General features: G+C 37.3%; 13 protein-coding genes. 11 read left to right on the top strand and 2 right to left on the bottom strand.

What is annotated here, in order from left to right:
- The first annotated feature begins 110 nt into the window (after positions 1 to 110).
- From QSE00_RS18290 to QSE00_RS18270, 5 genes are all read left to right on the top strand, one after another.
- Positions 111 to 1,352, top strand: coding sequence for a Tm-1-like ATP-binding domain-containing protein (locus QSE00_RS18290; RefSeq protein WP_286107000.1), 1,242 nt, complete (start codon positions 111 to 113; stop codon positions 1,350 to 1,352).
- A gap of 75 nt (positions 1,353 to 1,427) precedes the next feature.
- Complete coding sequence (locus QSE00_RS18285; RefSeq protein ID WP_286106999.1) at positions 1,428 to 2,288, top strand: phosphoenolpyruvate hydrolase family protein; 861 nt, start codon at positions 1,428 to 1,430, stop codon at positions 2,286 to 2,288.
- A gap of 7 nt (positions 2,289 to 2,295) precedes the next feature.
- Positions 2,296 to 2,706: a cupin domain-containing protein gene (locus QSE00_RS18280; protein WP_110357935.1), complete on the top strand. Its 411-nt coding sequence runs from the start codon at positions 2,296 to 2,298 to the stop codon at positions 2,704 to 2,706.
- A 79-nt stretch (positions 2,707 to 2,785) separates the two neighbouring features.
- The gene (locus tag QSE00_RS18275) at positions 2,786 to 5,476 is read left to right on the top strand and encodes a PVC-type heme-binding CxxCH protein (protein ID WP_286106998.1); all 2,691 of its coding nucleotides are present in this window, start codon (positions 2,786 to 2,788) and stop codon (positions 5,474 to 5,476) included.
- A gap of 82 nt (positions 5,477 to 5,558) precedes the next feature.
- Positions 5,559 to 6,284 carry a ThuA domain-containing protein gene (locus QSE00_RS18270; protein ID WP_286106997.1) on the top strand — a complete coding sequence of 242 codons (726 nt, stop codon included), beginning with the start codon at positions 5,559 to 5,561 and terminating at the stop codon, positions 6,282 to 6,284.
- Positions 6,285 to 6,646: 362 nt separating this feature from the next.
- On the opposite strand, the gene QSE00_RS18265 is transcribed toward QSE00_RS18270, so the two are convergent.
- Positions 6,647 to 7,516 carry an AraC family transcriptional regulator gene (locus QSE00_RS18265; protein WP_110357932.1) on the bottom strand — a complete coding sequence of 290 codons (870 nt, stop codon included), beginning with the start codon at positions 7,514 to 7,516 and terminating at the stop codon, positions 6,647 to 6,649.
- Positions 7,517 to 8,479: 963 nt separating this feature from the next.
- Positions 8,480 to 9,073, bottom strand: coding sequence for an RNA polymerase sigma factor (locus QSE00_RS18260; protein WP_286106996.1), 594 nt, complete (start codon positions 9,071 to 9,073; stop codon positions 8,480 to 8,482).
- A 119-nt stretch (positions 9,074 to 9,192) separates the two neighbouring features.
- Here QSE00_RS18260 and QSE00_RS18255 point away from each other — a divergent pair, with 119 nt between their 5' ends.
- From QSE00_RS18255 to QSE00_RS18230, 6 genes are all read left to right on the top strand, one after another.
- On the top strand, positions 9,193 to 10,356 hold the full coding sequence (locus tag QSE00_RS18255; protein ID WP_286106995.1) for a FecR family protein: 1,164 nt from the start codon (positions 9,193 to 9,195) through the stop codon (positions 10,354 to 10,356).
- A gap of 153 nt (positions 10,357 to 10,509) precedes the next feature.
- Positions 10,510 to 11,277, top strand: coding sequence for a carboxypeptidase-like regulatory domain-containing protein (locus QSE00_RS18250; RefSeq protein WP_286106994.1), 768 nt, complete (start codon positions 10,510 to 10,512; stop codon positions 11,275 to 11,277).
- A complete protein-coding gene (locus QSE00_RS18245; protein WP_286107001.1) occupies positions 11,249 to 12,301 on the top strand; it encodes an FAD-dependent oxidoreductase in 1,053 nt (350 codons plus the stop codon). The genes QSE00_RS18250 and QSE00_RS18245 overlap by 29 nt, the downstream gene beginning before the upstream one ends.
- 460 nt (positions 12,302 to 12,761) lie before the next feature.
- Complete coding sequence (locus QSE00_RS18240; protein WP_146216356.1) at positions 12,762 to 14,039, top strand: hypothetical protein; 1,278 nt, start codon at positions 12,762 to 12,764, stop codon at positions 14,037 to 14,039.
- Between the two features lie 385 nt (positions 14,040 to 14,424).
- On the top strand, positions 14,425 to 14,988 hold the full coding sequence (locus QSE00_RS18235; RefSeq protein WP_286106993.1) for a DUF1572 family protein: 564 nt from the start codon (positions 14,425 to 14,427) through the stop codon (positions 14,986 to 14,988).
- Positions 14,989 to 15,460: 472 nt separating this feature from the next.
- Positions 15,461 to 16,030, top strand: a complete 570-nt coding sequence (locus tag QSE00_RS18230) for an RNA polymerase sigma-70 factor (RefSeq protein WP_286106992.1) — start codon at positions 15,461 to 15,463, stop codon at positions 16,028 to 16,030.
- The last annotated feature ends 135 nt before the right edge of the window (positions 16,031 to 16,165 follow it).

Below are 16,165 nucleotides of genomic sequence, written 5' to 3'. Positions count from 1 at the left end.
AGGCAATGGATCAGGCCCCAGGGCTAATTCAGGACTGTGCCAAAAATATAATGTTGACTATAAAATGTTTTAACAAATCTTAAGGGCCAAAGATTTTCAATGGAATTAAAATGGGTATCGAACTAAATAAAAAATCGTCAAGAGCAAGTATTGTAATGCTGGGATGCTTTGATACCAAAGGGGAGGATTTTGGGTATCTGTATAGCTGTTTAATCAATCAAGGAATAAAGGTAATTGCCATAAATACGGGTGTTATGGGCTCTACCGACCTGTTTCCAGTAGATTTTGAGGCCGAAGAGGTCGCCAAAAGAGGAGGTGTTACGATCGCTAGGTTACGGGAACAAAAAGACCGTGGTAGTGCCATTGAAATTATGGGACAGGGTTCGGCAGGTATTATCGAAGATCTTTTATCCCAGAATAAGGTAAATGCCGCCATTGGCATGGGTGGCGGGGGCGGTACCTTTATAGCCCTTAAAGCCATGCAGGTTTTACCATTTGGATATCCAAAATTATGTATTAGCACTTTGGCAACAAAAGACCTTTCCGCACACATAGGAAGTAAGGATATTACCCTTATGCCATCCATTGTGGATGTGGCCGGACTGAATAGTATCAGTAAAGTAGTGATGCATCAAGGGGCTGCCGCCATTGTTGGAATGATGCAAGCTTCTGGATCGGATTATCATGCGCGGAAACATTCCATAGCCATCAGTGTATTTGGCAATACCTCCCTTTGTGTGGACAAATGTTCGGAATTATTGAAAGACAAAGGCTATGAGGTTATGGCTTTCCATTCTGTAGGGGTGGGGGGAAAGACCATGGAAGGATTAACATTGGACGGATGTTTTGATGCCATTTTGGATATAACCACTACGGAGCTTGCCGATGAACTTTGCGGAGGAATATGCAGCGCAGGACCGGAGCGGTTAACAGCTGCTTCACAAATAGGAATCCCCCAAGTTGTTGTGCCCGGATGTTTGGATATGGTAAATTTTGGTGCGTTGGACACCGTTCCCGAAAAATATAAAAACCGCCAATTATTTAGCTGGGCGCCGGATGTAACCCTTATGAGAACCAACAAAGAAGAGAACAGAATACTGGGCAGGACCATTGCAGAAAAAATCAATAGATCTAAAGCTCCGGTAACCGTATTGCTTCCCATGGGAGGGGTATCCAAAATTGGTGGAATCGGGGAAGTATTTCACAATCCTGAAATAGACCAGGAATTGTTCAATGCGATTAAAGGCCACACTAATAAAAATATTGAAATAAAAGAAGTTCCTTCAAATATAAATACCGAGGATTTTGCGGTACAGGCAGTGAAATCCTTATTGGATATTATTAGAAAATAAGGGGGCGCAGAAATATAATTTATAGTACCCCAATTAAAAATTAAAAGAAAACAATTAATCTAAACAAGAACAATTATGCCCAATCCATGGACAGGGAAAGGAAACCCTTACACAAAACAAGAAGTACGAGATAGATTACAAGCTGTGGTTAATCAAAAAAAGGCCATTATTGCAGCCGGTGCCGGTACGGGGATCAGTGCTAAATTTATAGAGAAAGGTGGAGCGGATCTAATAATAATATACAATTCCGGCAGGTTTAGAATGTCCGGCCACGGTTCAACCGCAGGTATGATGGCCTACGGCGATGCCAATGCCGTAGCCATGGAAATTGGAGAATTCGAGGTACTTCCAGTGGTGGAAGAAATCCCTGTAATATGTGGGGTACACGGTAGTGATCCACGTAGAAGAATGTGGCACTTTCTGGGAAAAGTAAAGGATATGGGATTCTCAGGGGTAAACAATTTTCCTACACATTCCATTATAGACGGCCATTTCAGAAATGTACTGGAAGAAACGGGAATGAGTTTTCAAAAAGAAGTGGATATGATAGAATTGGCCACTAAAATGGACCTGTTTTCGGTAGTTTATGTTGGAAAACCTGAAGAGGCAGTTCAAATGGCCGATGTGGGTGCCGATGCCATAATTGCCCATGTAGGGACAACGGTTGGGGGATCTATTGGGGTTACCAGTGCCACCGCATCCATGGACGATGCTCTGGAGCGTACCCAGAAAATTGTGGATGCCGTAAAAAAATCAAATCCCGATACCTTCCTTCTCGCCCATGGCGGACCTATCAACACCCCGGCCGATGTAAAATATGTTTTGGAGCACTGCAAGGGTCTACATGGTTTTGTAGGGGCATCCTCCTTGGAAAGAATGGGAATAGAGCAATCATTGACCAATCTGACAAGGGAATTTAAGGCACTAACCCTATAGTAAATTTATGGAGAGGAATTGGAAATTTGTAAAGGAAAAGGACCAAATGTTCGAAAAGGCTTTTGGACGGATACATCATTGGCATTATCATCCTGAAATAATAAAACAGGCAGACTCCTATATGGTGAAGGTGGTAGTACCTGAAGGAGGGGGGCATAATTTTCACGTTCACCCGGAAATGCATGAAATCCTTTACATTTTAAAAGGTACTGCCGAACAATGGATAGAGGATGAGATGCAGATTTTGGAGGAAGGCGACTCGGTCTATATCGGTGCCAATGTAGCGCATGGCACTTTTAACGCCGGAGAAGGCGAATTGGAATTTTTGGCCGTTCTATCCCCACCGGAAGGATGGGAGGCAGGTACGGTGGATGTAAGTGAAAATACCCCCTATTCGGAATATCGCCCAAGAATCTGATATTTTATCATATGCCCAGGTACAAAGGGCCATTATATTGGAACTGACAAGAGTAATCTATAATATTAAAATTTTAAAAATGAAAAAAATATCTGCTTACATTTCATTGATCTTTAGTGGAATGGTCATTTTAACTGGCTGTTCAGGAGAAAAGGAACCACCACCCCCATTGACCTACACTGGAGAAAGCCCAAGGGTCCAGAACCCGCTAAGCCCCGAAGATTCCCAAAAACATATACAGCTCCCGGAAGGCTTTAGTGCAAAATTATTTGCCTCGGAGCCCAATATTATCAACCCTATAGCATTTACCTGGGATGAAAGGGGCCGACTTTGGGTGGTACAGTCCCAGGACTATCCCCATGGACTGGCCAATGATGTTGGAGGTGATAGGATCACTATTTGCGAGGATACTAATGGGGATGGCAGGGCCGATAAATTTACCGATTATGCCACCGAGCAAAATCTAACAACGGGAATCACCTTGGTAAAAGGTGGGGCCATTGTGTCCCAAGCTCCCAATATGGTCTTCTTGGAAGATACCGATGGGGACGATAAAATGGACAAGAGCACTGTTTTGTTCGAAGGTTTTGGAACCTGGGACACCCATGCAGGACCATCCAACCTGCGCTATGGAGTGGATAACATGATATGGGGTTCGGTTGGATATTCGGGCTTTGAAAATCAGTTTCAGGGCAAGCCTGTGGAATTCAAGATGGGCGTTTACAAATTCGCCAAGGATGGTTCCTATTTTGAACCTGTAGGGCAATTCAACAACAACACCTGGGGACTTGGTTTTAACGAGAATTTTGAAATATTTGGTTCAACAGCCAATAATAATCACTGTTGTTATGTAGGGATACCTTTAAAACATTATGATTATTTAAACAAAATGCCGTCTTGGGCGGTCAATGCCGATTTTATCCAGGGCCACTATGAAATTACCTCCGTAGATACCATTCCCTTGCAGCAAGTTGATGTCCGTGGAGGTTATACGGCAGCTGCCGGGGCCAATTTTTATACGGCCAGAAATTATCCGGAGGCCTACCAAAATCAGATGTATGTTTGCGAGCCTACCGGCCATCTGGTACATATTGCCAAAATAATCAAGGATGGGGCAGGGTACAAAGAGGTTGATGGGGGCAATATTTTTGCCAGTACGGATGCCTGGACAGCACCTGTTTTTGCAGAGACCGGCCCTGATGGAAATATTTGGGTCGCAGACTGGTACAATCCTGTAATACAGCATAATCCCGATAAACGCGGAATGGACAATCAGATCTGGAACGCCGAGAAAGGTGAAGGTAATGCCCATAAAAATAAGTTGCGCGATTACGGACATGGTAGAATATATATTATAACCCATGAGGACGGGGATGATTCGGAAATCACCACTTTGGATCCGAATAACGATCAAGAACTTTTGGAGGCCTTGCAAAGCGACAATATGTTTTGGAGGACCACTGCACAGCGCCTAATAGTAGAGAACAAAAAGGTGTCATTAATCCCGGATTTGATCAATATGGCCGGAAACAATGAAACCCAGGATAAAACTGGACTCAATGCAGCGGCATTACATGCCCTATGGACCTTGGATGGCTTGGGCGCACTCAATGGTTCCAATGCAGAAGCCAACGAAGTGGTAACAAAAGCATTGAACAGTAGTTCCTATGCCGTAAAACGGGCAGCACTGGCCTTATTGCCTTCGACCAAAGAGAGTAGCGAAAGCCTGGCGCAATCAGGTCTTTTAAGTAGTTCCGATGCACAGGTCAAGCTCGCCGCGGTACTCCGTGCAGGGGAATTGCCGGAATCGAATGCCCTATATACGGAAATGGAAAAATTGTCCAATGACGGTGCAACTACCTCGGACAAATGGCTCAATGCCGCTATAAAAATTTATTTCAGGGAAATGAATTTCCAAGAGGTAGATCCTTCCTCTGTGGTCATGATAATACCGTCGGCCGAAGAGAAAAAATCCACATGGAATTACACAACTGATAAGCCCGCGGATAATTGGATGAAATCGGAATTTGATGCTTCCGAGTGGAAAAAGGGAGTCGCCAAGTTTGGAGGCGATAATATGAAGCAGGTGAATACCAAATGGAGCAGCTCCGATATCTGGATGCGGAAAGAAGTAGTAGTCTCCGATGAAATTTTGGAACCAGTAGTCAAGATAGCCCATGACGACGATTATGAAATTTATGTCAATGGTCAACTTTTGATATCGGAAACCGGTTCCAGCGAGTCCTACAAATACATAAAACTGGACAAGGAGAAAGGAGAACTATTCAAGAAGGGCAAAAATCTAATTGCCGTTCACTGTGTTAATACCGGAGGAAATCAGCACATTGATATGGGTATTGGCAAGGTGGGGAAAATTAAGGCCGATGTTACTTTTGTGCTCAATACCGTAAATCAGGAAATGGCCTTTGATAAAAAGACACTTCACGCCACGGCAGGTCAGACAGTGGAGATCGTTTTGAACAATAAAGATCAGATGTCGCATAACTTGGTCGTCATCCAACCCGGAAGTTTGGATACTTTTGGAGCCATGGTTGATGATTTCCTTAAGAATCCCGCAGCAGAAAAAATGGGCTACGTTCCAAAATCAAGATATGTCTTGGGAGCAACAGAAATGTTGACACCAGGGGTTACAGGGTCTGTAACTTTTAAACTTCCGGATACTCCGGGAACCTATCCCTTTGTCTGTACCTTTCCCGGCCATTGGCGAATGATGCAGGGGGTAATTGTAGTAACTGCTCCCGAATCATAAGTTTACTGGTTACCCTAGAAAATATAGTGGTTTATACTGGGCTTAGGAAATAAATAATTTTTAATCTGAAACAATAAATAAAATGAAAAAAATTGGAATTATAGTAATGTTTTTTGCCATTGTTCTTAATGGTCGAGCACAAGATGGAAATTACATATCCAAGAAAAAAAACGCCCCAAAAGTGACCATAATGGGGGGAGGTGGTTCTTCCCACGATTTCTTAAAATTATTCGGAATCGCTGATGGAAAAATCATTAGCAATAAAGGTAAATATTCAGTTAGGTATACTGAAGACTCCAAAGAATTGAGTACACTTTTATCAAATTCCGATGTACTCATGTTGACCAACAACCGTCCGTTAGAGCAAAATGCTAAAATCAAGATTTTCGATGAAATAAACGCAGGCAGATTGAACCTATTGATCAATCATCCGAGTACGTGGTATAATTGGAAGGATTGGCCAGAGTATAATCAAAAGTTGGTTGGCGGAGGAGCCACATCACATGAAGAACTTCAAGAATTTGAGGTAAACGTAATTAAACCCAACCACCCTTTAATGAAAGGAGTTCCCACCAAATTTAGAATTATTGATGAATTATATCGTTGGGAGAAAGATCCAGAAGCAGAGATAGAAGTACTAGCTGTAGGCCGTGGATTAAATTCCGGTAAAGAATACCCCATCGTTTGGATTGTTAAACATCCAACGGCAAAAATTGTGGGCAATACTTTAGGGCATGATGAAAGAGCACATGGCCATAAGGCTTATCAAACGATTTTAAGAAATAGTGTGAAGTGGGTAAAACATTAATGCCTGCAACCAAATTTGCACTTTTTTAATTTGGCTTGTGGCGCTCCATCATCAAGGATGATAATTATGGGTAAGAGGCCCGTTCATGTGGGTTTCTTGCTCATAAATTTTGAGTAGGTTTTCTTAGTTTAGGTATGAAATAGTCGTTAAGGTCACCGCTTTTGGTTTTACCAATAGTATCTGGCTATGGTGAATAGCTTTCTATACAGAAAAAAAATGTATAGTAAAAGCATATAACAATTCACAGGTAATAACAGGCTGTTATATGTTACATACGATTGTTTTTAGTTATCCATTTAAATAGGAGGGTACTATGGACATAAGAGTGGATTAATACACGCAAAATGTATTAGGTTGATAGCCTAAAGTATTTTTAAATAATTCTTTCTATACGATTTAGGGTTTGTTCCAGTGATTTCTTTAAATTTTCGATTAAAATTTGATAAGGTTTGATAACCACAGTCAAATGCAATATCTAAAATAGCCTGATTGTTGCTCTTTAACAATTTACAGGCCATACTAATTCTTAATTCTGCTATGAATTCGGTAAAAGATTTATTGGTTCTTGATTTAAAATACCTACTGAAGGAGTTGGGAGCCATGTTGGCCAAACTAGCAACGTCGCCTAATCTAATTTCTCTCTTATAGTTATTTAAAATATAACTGTGTATAAGTTGCATTCGTTTTGAATCTGAATCGGAAACTCTGTTAATATAACCTTGTTTGTTAATGATATGTAGTTCCTTTGATTTTGAAAGTAAATGCAATATTAGAAGGAGTGACAACACTTTTTCAAAATCTTGTTGATGAAGCATTTTTTTTACGATTTTACGTATAGTTTGTTTCGTATTCCCCTTAACCTCAACACCTCTGTCCGCGGATTGCAATAACTTTTTAATTCTTGCCATCTCATCCTTGTTTAAAAAAATAGGACCCATAAAGTCAAGGGAAAAATAGGTTACGATGACTTTTGTGCTTAATCCTTTTTTTTCAAAATATTTATCATCACTTCTCCAAACATGAGGTAGGTTTGCTCCGGTTAGGACCATATCATCCGAATCAAATTGGCTAATATTGTCTCCTACATATCGTGTCCCTGTGCCTTCAAACACGCAGGCTAGTTGATATTCAGGGTGGAAGTGCCAAGTAGGGTCGAAATGTGGCTCAATAAGTTGTTTTATCTTTAGGCATTTTGTTGTAGGAATTGGGAATTTGCTAACCGCTGATTTCATAATGTTACAAGATTAGAAAATTTTTAATAAAAGGGGAAATAATTAAGAAGGATTTCGGGTTTTATTGCCGGATGATAATTTTTGCTGGGAAATCAATTATTTCATAACCAAACATTTTTGTTGTTGTAGTGTATTGGTTCAGAAGGTTCTAGAAAAACAAAAAAGTATTAGTTAAACATATAAGGTAGGGCGTAAAAAGCAGCCATAAAGATAGGGTTGGTAAATTAACGATATCTATGTATAATAGGCAATATGGCTGTTAATGTCAAGGACTTCCGCCCATTTACCTTCTTCCCTTTGTTATTGGTACATACGACGTAAAAACGTCCACCTTGGTTTTCGACTAGGGATTGGTTTTTTTCAAGAGCTTAAGTTTTTAAGCAATTTCAAATAAAATCTATTGAAGTGAAATAACCTTAAAAATTTGTGAGTTGGATTTTTACGTATCTTAAACCGCTTAAAAAAGAATTAAGTAGGAAATAACATCCTTATTATTCCCCATTGCCAAAATGGGCAATAGGATAACATCAATTTTGTAATTCTTGAGGCGTTCGATACCAAAGCTACTCTTAATTCTTAAGCGCAATTCAACACAATAGTCGTATCTGTCCGCTAGAACGGTAAATTAAAGTAATTACTTGGTTTTGAGTAGTTTAAAAAGACTTGGGCTCCTTTAAGGGTGTTATCGGTTAATAATGATTTAGGGGTCTAATCACGTGCAAAAACGACATCGATTGTCTGTTCGGTTACAACTATCCCTAAAGAATGGAAAGGCTAATTTTATATAATTATAGGTTTAATTTTTTGTTAAACTGCAAAAGCAGTTATAGCTATACATTTCCTTTAAAATAAGTAATATAATTATAATACTTCAACAAGAGACTATTCTCCATTAAGGTTGTAAAATTATAAGTGTCCAGTATTTGATTATAACAAATTGCCAATGTTTAATCCAATAAAAAGCTAAGAAGAATGGTGAATTTGTTTATTGAAATTGAAAAGTAAAAATAGAACGGCTTCCATTTTTGCACCCATTTTTTCGGTAAGGATTTTAAATGCCCGGGTAATATGACCTTCTACGGTTTTTATGGAGATATTAAGATATTCGGAAATTTCGGTATGGGTAAGGCCTTCCTTTTTATTCATTAAAAATATTTCCCTGCATTTTGCCGGTAAATTCTCGATCTCGGCATTCATCAATTTTATTAAGTTATCCAATTCAGTCGGTTCTATATCTACGATCAAATCGATGGCCTCAAAATATTTTTTCTCCAAATAAATTACAGGTTTATTCTTTCTGTATTGATTAATAAACTCATTGTAGACAGATTTATATAAATAACTCTTTATAGATAATTTGGGATTAATATTCTTTCTATTGGTCCATATCGTGACAAAGACATTTTGGACAATGTCTTCGGCCAAGGCATGGTCGTGGCATAAGGATTGGGCATAACCGCACAAACTTTGGTAATAAAAACCCATTAAGAAATCGTAGGCTTTTGAATCCCCTATAATTAATCTTTGAGCTAAAAAAAAATTTCTTTTACCGTCCATTTAAAATATTTTATTCTCTAAATAATTATGTAATAATAGTAAATATTGAATAAAAATCACAAAAAATAGAGGGGTATTAAAATTTTGAACGTATTAAGTAAATAAGTGTTAAAGTTCAAATGGCCGAAATAAATAAATTAATAGTTAAGTTTTTAAATCAAGAAGCAAATCATTCCGAGTTGGAAAAATTGGAAAATCAACTTAAGAATGAGGAGGGCATACGAATCTTTAATAATTATGTTAAAACACAGTACCTAAGTACAATTTCGATGACAAAATACGATGTTGATAAGGCCAAGGAGACCATAAAAACTAGGTTAAAAAAGGATAAACTGACAAGAAGGGTAAACCTATATAAGAAAATCGCTGTTGCGGCTTCCATTATGCTTATGTTTGGCATGGCCTTTTACATGATATATAACAACGGACATGTAAAACCAATTGAACCTGAAAAACAACCCCACTTAATTGTGACCGGTACCGATAAGGCCATCCTTACCCTTGAGAACGGGGATGAAGTGGCACTTGAAAAAGGGAAAAAATATCAAACGGGGAAGGTTAGCAGCAATGGTGAAGAATTGGTATATACGGATAAAGGGCAAAGTGATATTGCTGAAAAGGGGCAATTGTACAATTATTTGACTATTCCCAGAGGAGGCCAGTTCTTCGTTAAATTATCGGATGGTACAGAAGTTTGGTTGAATTCAGAAACTAAGTTAAAGTATCCGGTAAAATTTATAGAGGGCATCAGCCGAAATGTGGAATTACTATATGGGGAGGCTTATTTTAAGGTTTCGCCAAGTACTGCGCACAAAGGAGCAGCCTTTCATGTGCTTGCAAAATCCCAGGAAATTGATGTTTTGGGTACGGAATTTAACGTTAAGGCTTATAATGATGACACGATAATGGCCACAACTTTGGTTGAAGGAAAAATTAAAATTAAAAAAGGAGCAGTTAGTGAAACTCTTGTGCCCAACCAACAGGCTACGATTAACTATGAAAATGATAATATAGATATTGAAGAAATTGATGTATCCCAGGAAATTTCGTGGATCAACGGATTGTTTTCTTTTAATGAAAAACCCTTAAGTGAAATAATGTTGGTTCTGTCAAGATGGTATGATACCGAGGTTGTTTTTACAAATTCGCAAAAAAAGAAGTTTGTTTTTACAGGAATATTGGAAAGAACCGAGACGGTAGATGATATTTTAAAATTAATAGAGGCCACGAGCGAGGGCCAGATAAAATTTGAAATCAACGATAAAACAATTATTATTAAATAAAAAAAAGGAAAAGGCCAGCACCTTCCACAGCAATGGCCTTTTTCCAAGTAGATTAATTAAAACAATGTTTAACTAAACCATTACAAATTTATGAAATTTAAATTAACCAAACGACCACCTTGTCCTTGGGGCAAAGTTCTTTTACACTTTTTTATGAAATCCATTATATTTCTATTTTGTTCGATTTCATTTGCACTCAGTTCCCTAAATGGCGAGGCCCAAAATGCGGAGATTATTATTGATGCGGATATGACCTTAACGATTAAACAGGCCTTCCGATTAATCAATAAGCAAACGGATTATAAGTTTGTTTATAGGCACGATCTTGTAAAGGTTGCTCCAGATATAGATCTTAAAAAGGGAGTGATTAAAGCTGGGGAACTTCTGGATAAATGTTTATCCCCTATAAGGTTTACGTACAATTTTACGGATGGGGGAACCATTATTGTAAAAAAGAAGCAGGCGGAAGCAATCAATACCGGCCAAACTAAGTTGAAAGATCAAAATATGCAATATCAAGTAAACGGTACCATTACCGATAAGGAAGGAATTCCTTTACCTGGTGCCAACATACTTGAGAAAGGTACGACCAATGGTACACAGGCAGATTTTGATGGTAATTTTACTATTAAACTGGATAAAGAGGACGCCACTTTGGTAATTTCCTATATAGGGTTTGCTTCAAAAGAAGTGAGCGTCAATGGTCAGGAAAATCTAAATATTATATTGGAGGAAAGCGCCGCCGGTTTGGATGAGGTTGTCGTTGTAGGATATGGAGTTTTAAAACAGAAAGAAGTTACAAGTGCAATTGTAAGTGTTAAAGAAGGAAGCTTTAACCGGGGAAATTTAAATAGCGCAGAACAATTGCTGTCAGGTAAAGTAGCTGGATTAACTGTTTCAAAACAAGGAGTTAGTAAGTAATCTTGAACGAAGTGATGCACAACATTTTGCAAAAGTTTATGATGCGGAATTAATGAAGTGGACATTGGATAAAATGTGCTTAGATGCTGGTGTGGACATTAGGCTTCATACCAAGGTCACCGCAGCGTATAAAAATTCTAAAAATAATCTAGAAAATATTATAACGGAGAGTTTTTCAGGTAGAGAAGCATGGAAGGCCAAAGTTTTTATTGATACTACGGGTAATGGCCAATTGGCTTCTCTTGCAGGCTGTAATTATGATATTGGTCATCCTATATCGGGAAAGACGCAACCCATGTCTTTAATGGCCATGTTAATCGGGCTTAAAGAAAGTAAACTGAATAATGGTGGTTTAACAGGAAGAATTGGATTTCCAACCAAAGAGGAAAAGAATTTTTTATATAGCGAAACTGAGCGTGCCGGATTAAAGGCTAGTTACACAAAACCTACCCTGTTTACAGTAAGGGAAGGTCTAGTCGCTATGATGGCCAACCATCAATATGGAGTTTCGATTTTGGATGCTGATCAGGTAAGCAGAGCTACTCTGGAGGCACGGGATGAGATTAATGAAATTGTTAATGGACTGCGGTCTTTAGGTGGCATATGGTCCAACGTGAGACTTGTCTCAACAGGAGCACAAATAGGAGTTAGGGAGGGAAGGAGAATATTGGGAAGATATACAATAACAAAGGATGATCTCATCAATGGGACAGAATTTGATGACGGAGTTTGTAGAGTTGATTTTGGTGTAGATGTTCATTCATTGGTAAAGGATTCAGGAGGAGGTTATGGTAATCACGGTATACCATCTAAACCTTATGAAATTCCTATGAGGGCTCTAATAGCAAAAGATGTCAATGGATTAATGATGGCAGGAAGGTGTATCAGCGGAGATTTTTTTGCTCATGCAAGCTACAGAGTAACCGGAAATGCAGTTGCTATGGGTGAAGCTGCAGGCCAGGTGGCCGCCAAAGCCGCATTGGAGAATAAACTTCCACAAGAAATCAAGTATAAGAAAGCTTAATTATAAAGGAACCTCATAAATCAAAAATTAACTTCCTTAAAGTTTCATAGCGGTATTAATCTTAGGTTATTTCGTCTAAGGAATATTTGGGGTCACTATATTATTATACGCATTGAGTTGTTAGTTTGTTCAAAGGGAACAATGGGGAACTATAGTTCCCTTTTTTTGTTGGGCGTGAAATTGAAAAAAGGTTCACTTTGGGCTATAAAGATAGTATAGAGTATCTATTACTAAGGTATTGCGTTACAGGCAAACAAAAAAGATTTACTAAATTGGCCTGTAAAATAAATATAGTCAATAACTATATTGAATCGTAAGTAATTATTTAATGTTTTGTATCCCAATAAATAAATATAGCTCAATAATACTAGCCTTACTTTTTTTTGGATTGGTGAGTTGCGAATTCCTGTCTCAGCAAAAAAGCAATTCGGAAAACAGAGAGGAATCCAAATCATTAGCTGTGAAAAATCGCAATAACAACAATTTACCAAGCATTAACGATAGTCTTATTTTTCAAAAAGTCAAGCAAAAATTTGTTTTTGCTGGCGGGGAAGATATTCCATTGATCCCATATAGCTCCAAACATATATTTGATGACCATTCCTCTATTATATTCGTTGAATGGCTTGATGGGAACCATATCATAATGATGACTGAGGAATATGAAAAACCTAATAAATTAATTGTTCTAAATACCAATACAAAACAAATTAAGGAATCTGTTCTCCTCGAATTATATAAAACCTATGGTGCCATTTCTAGATCTAAAATATATGGTTTATCTCCTAAAAAGGACTATTTCCTTTTTTCAATTGGAGGAAATGGTAATACTTCCTTTAAACTGATTGCCTTAGATTTAAAGAGTTCCATAACATATGAAATAGAGGATTTTATAAAGGATAGACTTATTATATATAAAAAAACCAATCAATTGCTCCCTCCTGAGGGAAAGGATTTTTCATTTCTACCAAACTCCATAAGCTCTTATGGGGTATTTTCGTTTACCGATGACAATGGTTTCCAAATAGAACATTCACAAGCAAACTATGATGAAAAAAATGATGTTCAGAATTACTATACTACCATCAAGTTTCCATCACTACAAAAAATAATTTCCAAACCAAAAACAGGAACTATAGATTTTCCAACTATAGATTCTTATGGGATGAGTGATAAGGAAGTTGAAAAACGTTTATACTTTACAAATTTTTATACATCATTGCCCTTAAAGTTTGAAAACGGAAAAATATACAATGCTCCACCAAGTAATATTGGAGCTTCTTTTGGGTTGCAGGAAATCAATAATGATGATAAAAGCCGGTATTCTTTGATTCCCTTCCATTATTATTTAAACCCAAAAACTTTAACTCCAAGTTTTGAAGTTGAAATAAATTCAACTATAAACTCTATGAGCAGTAAAGAACAAACAAGATACACAGGTTTGTTGGTGAATGATAAAAATAATTTTGAGCTGAAAAAAGTACTCGTTCACGGCGTAGGAGTCCAACATCTGTACAAAAGGAAAGACGATTTTTTGATAACTTCCATACTTTCTGACAAAAAGGATAATCATCTGGCTGTATGGGACCTAAAGACAATGGGGAGTTTGGCTGTGCTTAATTTGGAGCCGAAAACCAATTATATGAAAGGACTGTTTTTTGATGCAGTGAACAATCAAATTATTGCAGTACACTCAAATCCTGCCAAAATATTCTTTTGGGATTATCATCCCAAATAGATGATAACCCATTACCAATGTATGTTTGGAATAATTGCGGGAAAAAAGACAAAACATAAAATAAAGGGTAACTAATAACGATCATGTTCTCCTATGAATTGGTGCCGATGAGGCATAGTTTTTAATAAGAATAAACAATAGGAGAACTAGCAATTACAGCTATTTTTTGGGACAGGCGGCTTATACGTATAAATCGGGCAAATAATATGAAATAATCCGAGGAAAGGATTATGATATCAAATGGTTAAGTCTTGGCTATGGTTGCTCAAAAAAAGAAGACAGCATTTATTTGTATGAAAGTGAATGTTTTATCAAGACCCATAATGGACTGTAAGCACTAATTACTATATTAAGTGTTGTAGCCATTTTGAAAATTGAACGCTAAATGAAAACCGAATATCTAAATAGTATCAAGAAACAATTTGAATATTACAAATCTGTTGGAGAAAAAACATTTGACCAATTGAATGAAAAAGACCTTTTTTGGCAATTTAATGAAGACTCAAACTCTATTGCTGTAATAGTAAATCATCTTTGGGGAAATATGAAATCTCGTTGGACTAATTTTTTGACTACTGACGGAGAAAAAGAATGGCGGAATAGAGATATGGAATTTGAATGGGTTATAAAAACCAAAGATGAATTACTTGAAAAATGGAATGACGGGTGGAAATGCTTATTCAAGGCGTTGGACTCGGTAAATGAAGATAACTTTGAAACAAAAGTATATATCCGAAATCAAGAACATTCAATTCTCGAAGCAATAAACCGACAATTCGCTCATTATCCTTATCACATTGGACAAATCGTATATATCGGAAAAGTAATAAAAGGAGACGGATGGGAAAGTTTGACTATTCCGAAAGGGAAATCGAATGAATTTAACGAAGAGAAATTTTCAAAAGGAAAACACAAAGGACATTTCTCTGATGATTTAAAACAAGAATAATAACTGGCTACAACAACATAAGCTATGTAAATCACTAGTCCATCCCCATACATATGAGACCCTGCAGTAACTATTTTGTTTTAGATGGGTCCATAATGTTGATTTTGGGGTGTGGAATTGGTGGCGACCGTTCCAAGGATTTTTTATGTTCAATTAAATGTTTCCTTTTTAAGGATTCAAAAATAAAGCAAACAACCAGTATAGTTCCCAATGATGATCCAACTTGTAAAACCTATTGAAAATATACCAGCTCTACCGGGAACTATAGAGTAAAGTGGGTAAGGCTACAGGCGGACTTGGGAATTCCCTATGTGATGAATGTAAATATGGATTGTTCTAATTTTTAAATTGACATAAAAGGTAGGGTTCATTTAGAGCAATCGCATTTGTTTTCCCCTTTCTGAAATACACTTGGAGAGATACTCGTTTTAAATTTGTTTTATTTAGATTTGCCTACCGCATAACACAAGCTTTGTCTGTTATTTTGGATAAAAACATTGCTATTAGTGATTTGAAAAACCGGGCTGTTTATAAGGATGTTTTCAATCAATTTTATAAAGAGTTGGTTGTTTATGCCCATAATTTTTTATTCGATCAACAATCTAGCGAGGATATTGTACAGGATATTTTTATTCAGCTTTGGGAAAATTCCCATGAGCTGGAAATACATACTTCTATTAGGGCTTATCTCTATACTACGGTCCGGAATAAATGTTTTAACTACTTACGGTCATTAAAGATTCAGGATAATATTAACCTGCTTGATTTCAATAATTACCTTACTACCGATAATGATTTGGATGTTTTGGAGCGTCAAGAGAAGTTGATAGTGTACGACATGGTCTTAAGGACCGTAGAACATTTTCCGGAGGGTATGAAGCGTATTTTTACATTGAAATACCTTGAAAACTATAAGTACTCTGAAATAGCCGAAGAGTTGGGCATTTCCATCAACTCTGTCAAGACCCAACTCAAAAGGGCAAAAATAAAAATTAGTGATGCAATTTCGATTGTTGTTTTTTTACTGGGCAATTATTGGTAATAATACCTAATCTTAGTAATTGGAACCACTTATTTGGCAACTTTATAAAATTTTGATCAAGTTTTGTCACCCGTTTTAAATATAATGTGTCATATAAACAAAAGGTTAAAAAAACATCAATCAAACTTAACCTTT

The sequence above is a fragment of the Arenibacter flavimaris genome (assembly GCF_030291335.1).
In the GTDB taxonomy this organism is placed as follows: domain Bacteria; phylum Bacteroidota; class Bacteroidia; order Flavobacteriales; family Flavobacteriaceae; genus Arenibacter.
Note: the sequence above shows the minus strand (reverse complement) of the source record. Positions and strands in the feature narration are given on the sequence as shown.

Coding starts and splice junctions, on each gene's coding strand:
- QSE00_RS18290 (WP_286107000.1), top strand. CDS start 111: ATGGGTATCGAACTAAATAAAAAATCGTCAAGAGCAAGTATTGTAATG.
- QSE00_RS18285 (WP_286106999.1), top strand. CDS start 1,428: ATGCCCAATCCATGGACAGGGAAAGGAAACCCTTACACAAAACAAGAA.
- QSE00_RS18280 (WP_110357935.1), top strand. CDS start 2,296: ATGGAGAGGAATTGGAAATTTGTAAAGGAAAAGGACCAAATGTTCGAA.
- QSE00_RS18275 (WP_286106998.1), top strand. CDS start 2,786: ATGAAAAAAATATCTGCTTACATTTCATTGATCTTTAGTGGAATGGTC.
- QSE00_RS18270 (WP_286106997.1), top strand. CDS start 5,559: ATGAAAAAAATTGGAATTATAGTAATGTTTTTTGCCATTGTTCTTAAT.
- QSE00_RS18265 (WP_110357932.1), bottom strand. CDS start 7,516: ATGAAATCAGCGGTTAGCAAATTCCCAATTCCTACAACAAAATGCCTA.
- QSE00_RS18260 (WP_286106996.1), bottom strand. CDS start 9,073: ATGGACGGTAAAAGAAATTTTTTTTTAGCTCAAAGATTAATTATAGGG.
- QSE00_RS18255 (WP_286106995.1), top strand. CDS start 9,193: ATGGCCGAAATAAATAAATTAATAGTTAAGTTTTTAAATCAAGAAGCA.
- QSE00_RS18250 (WP_286106994.1), top strand. CDS start 10,510: ATGAAATCCATTATATTTCTATTTTGTTCGATTTCATTTGCACTCAGT.
- QSE00_RS18235 (WP_286106993.1), top strand. CDS start 14,425: ATGAAAACCGAATATCTAAATAGTATCAAGAAACAATTTGAATATTAC.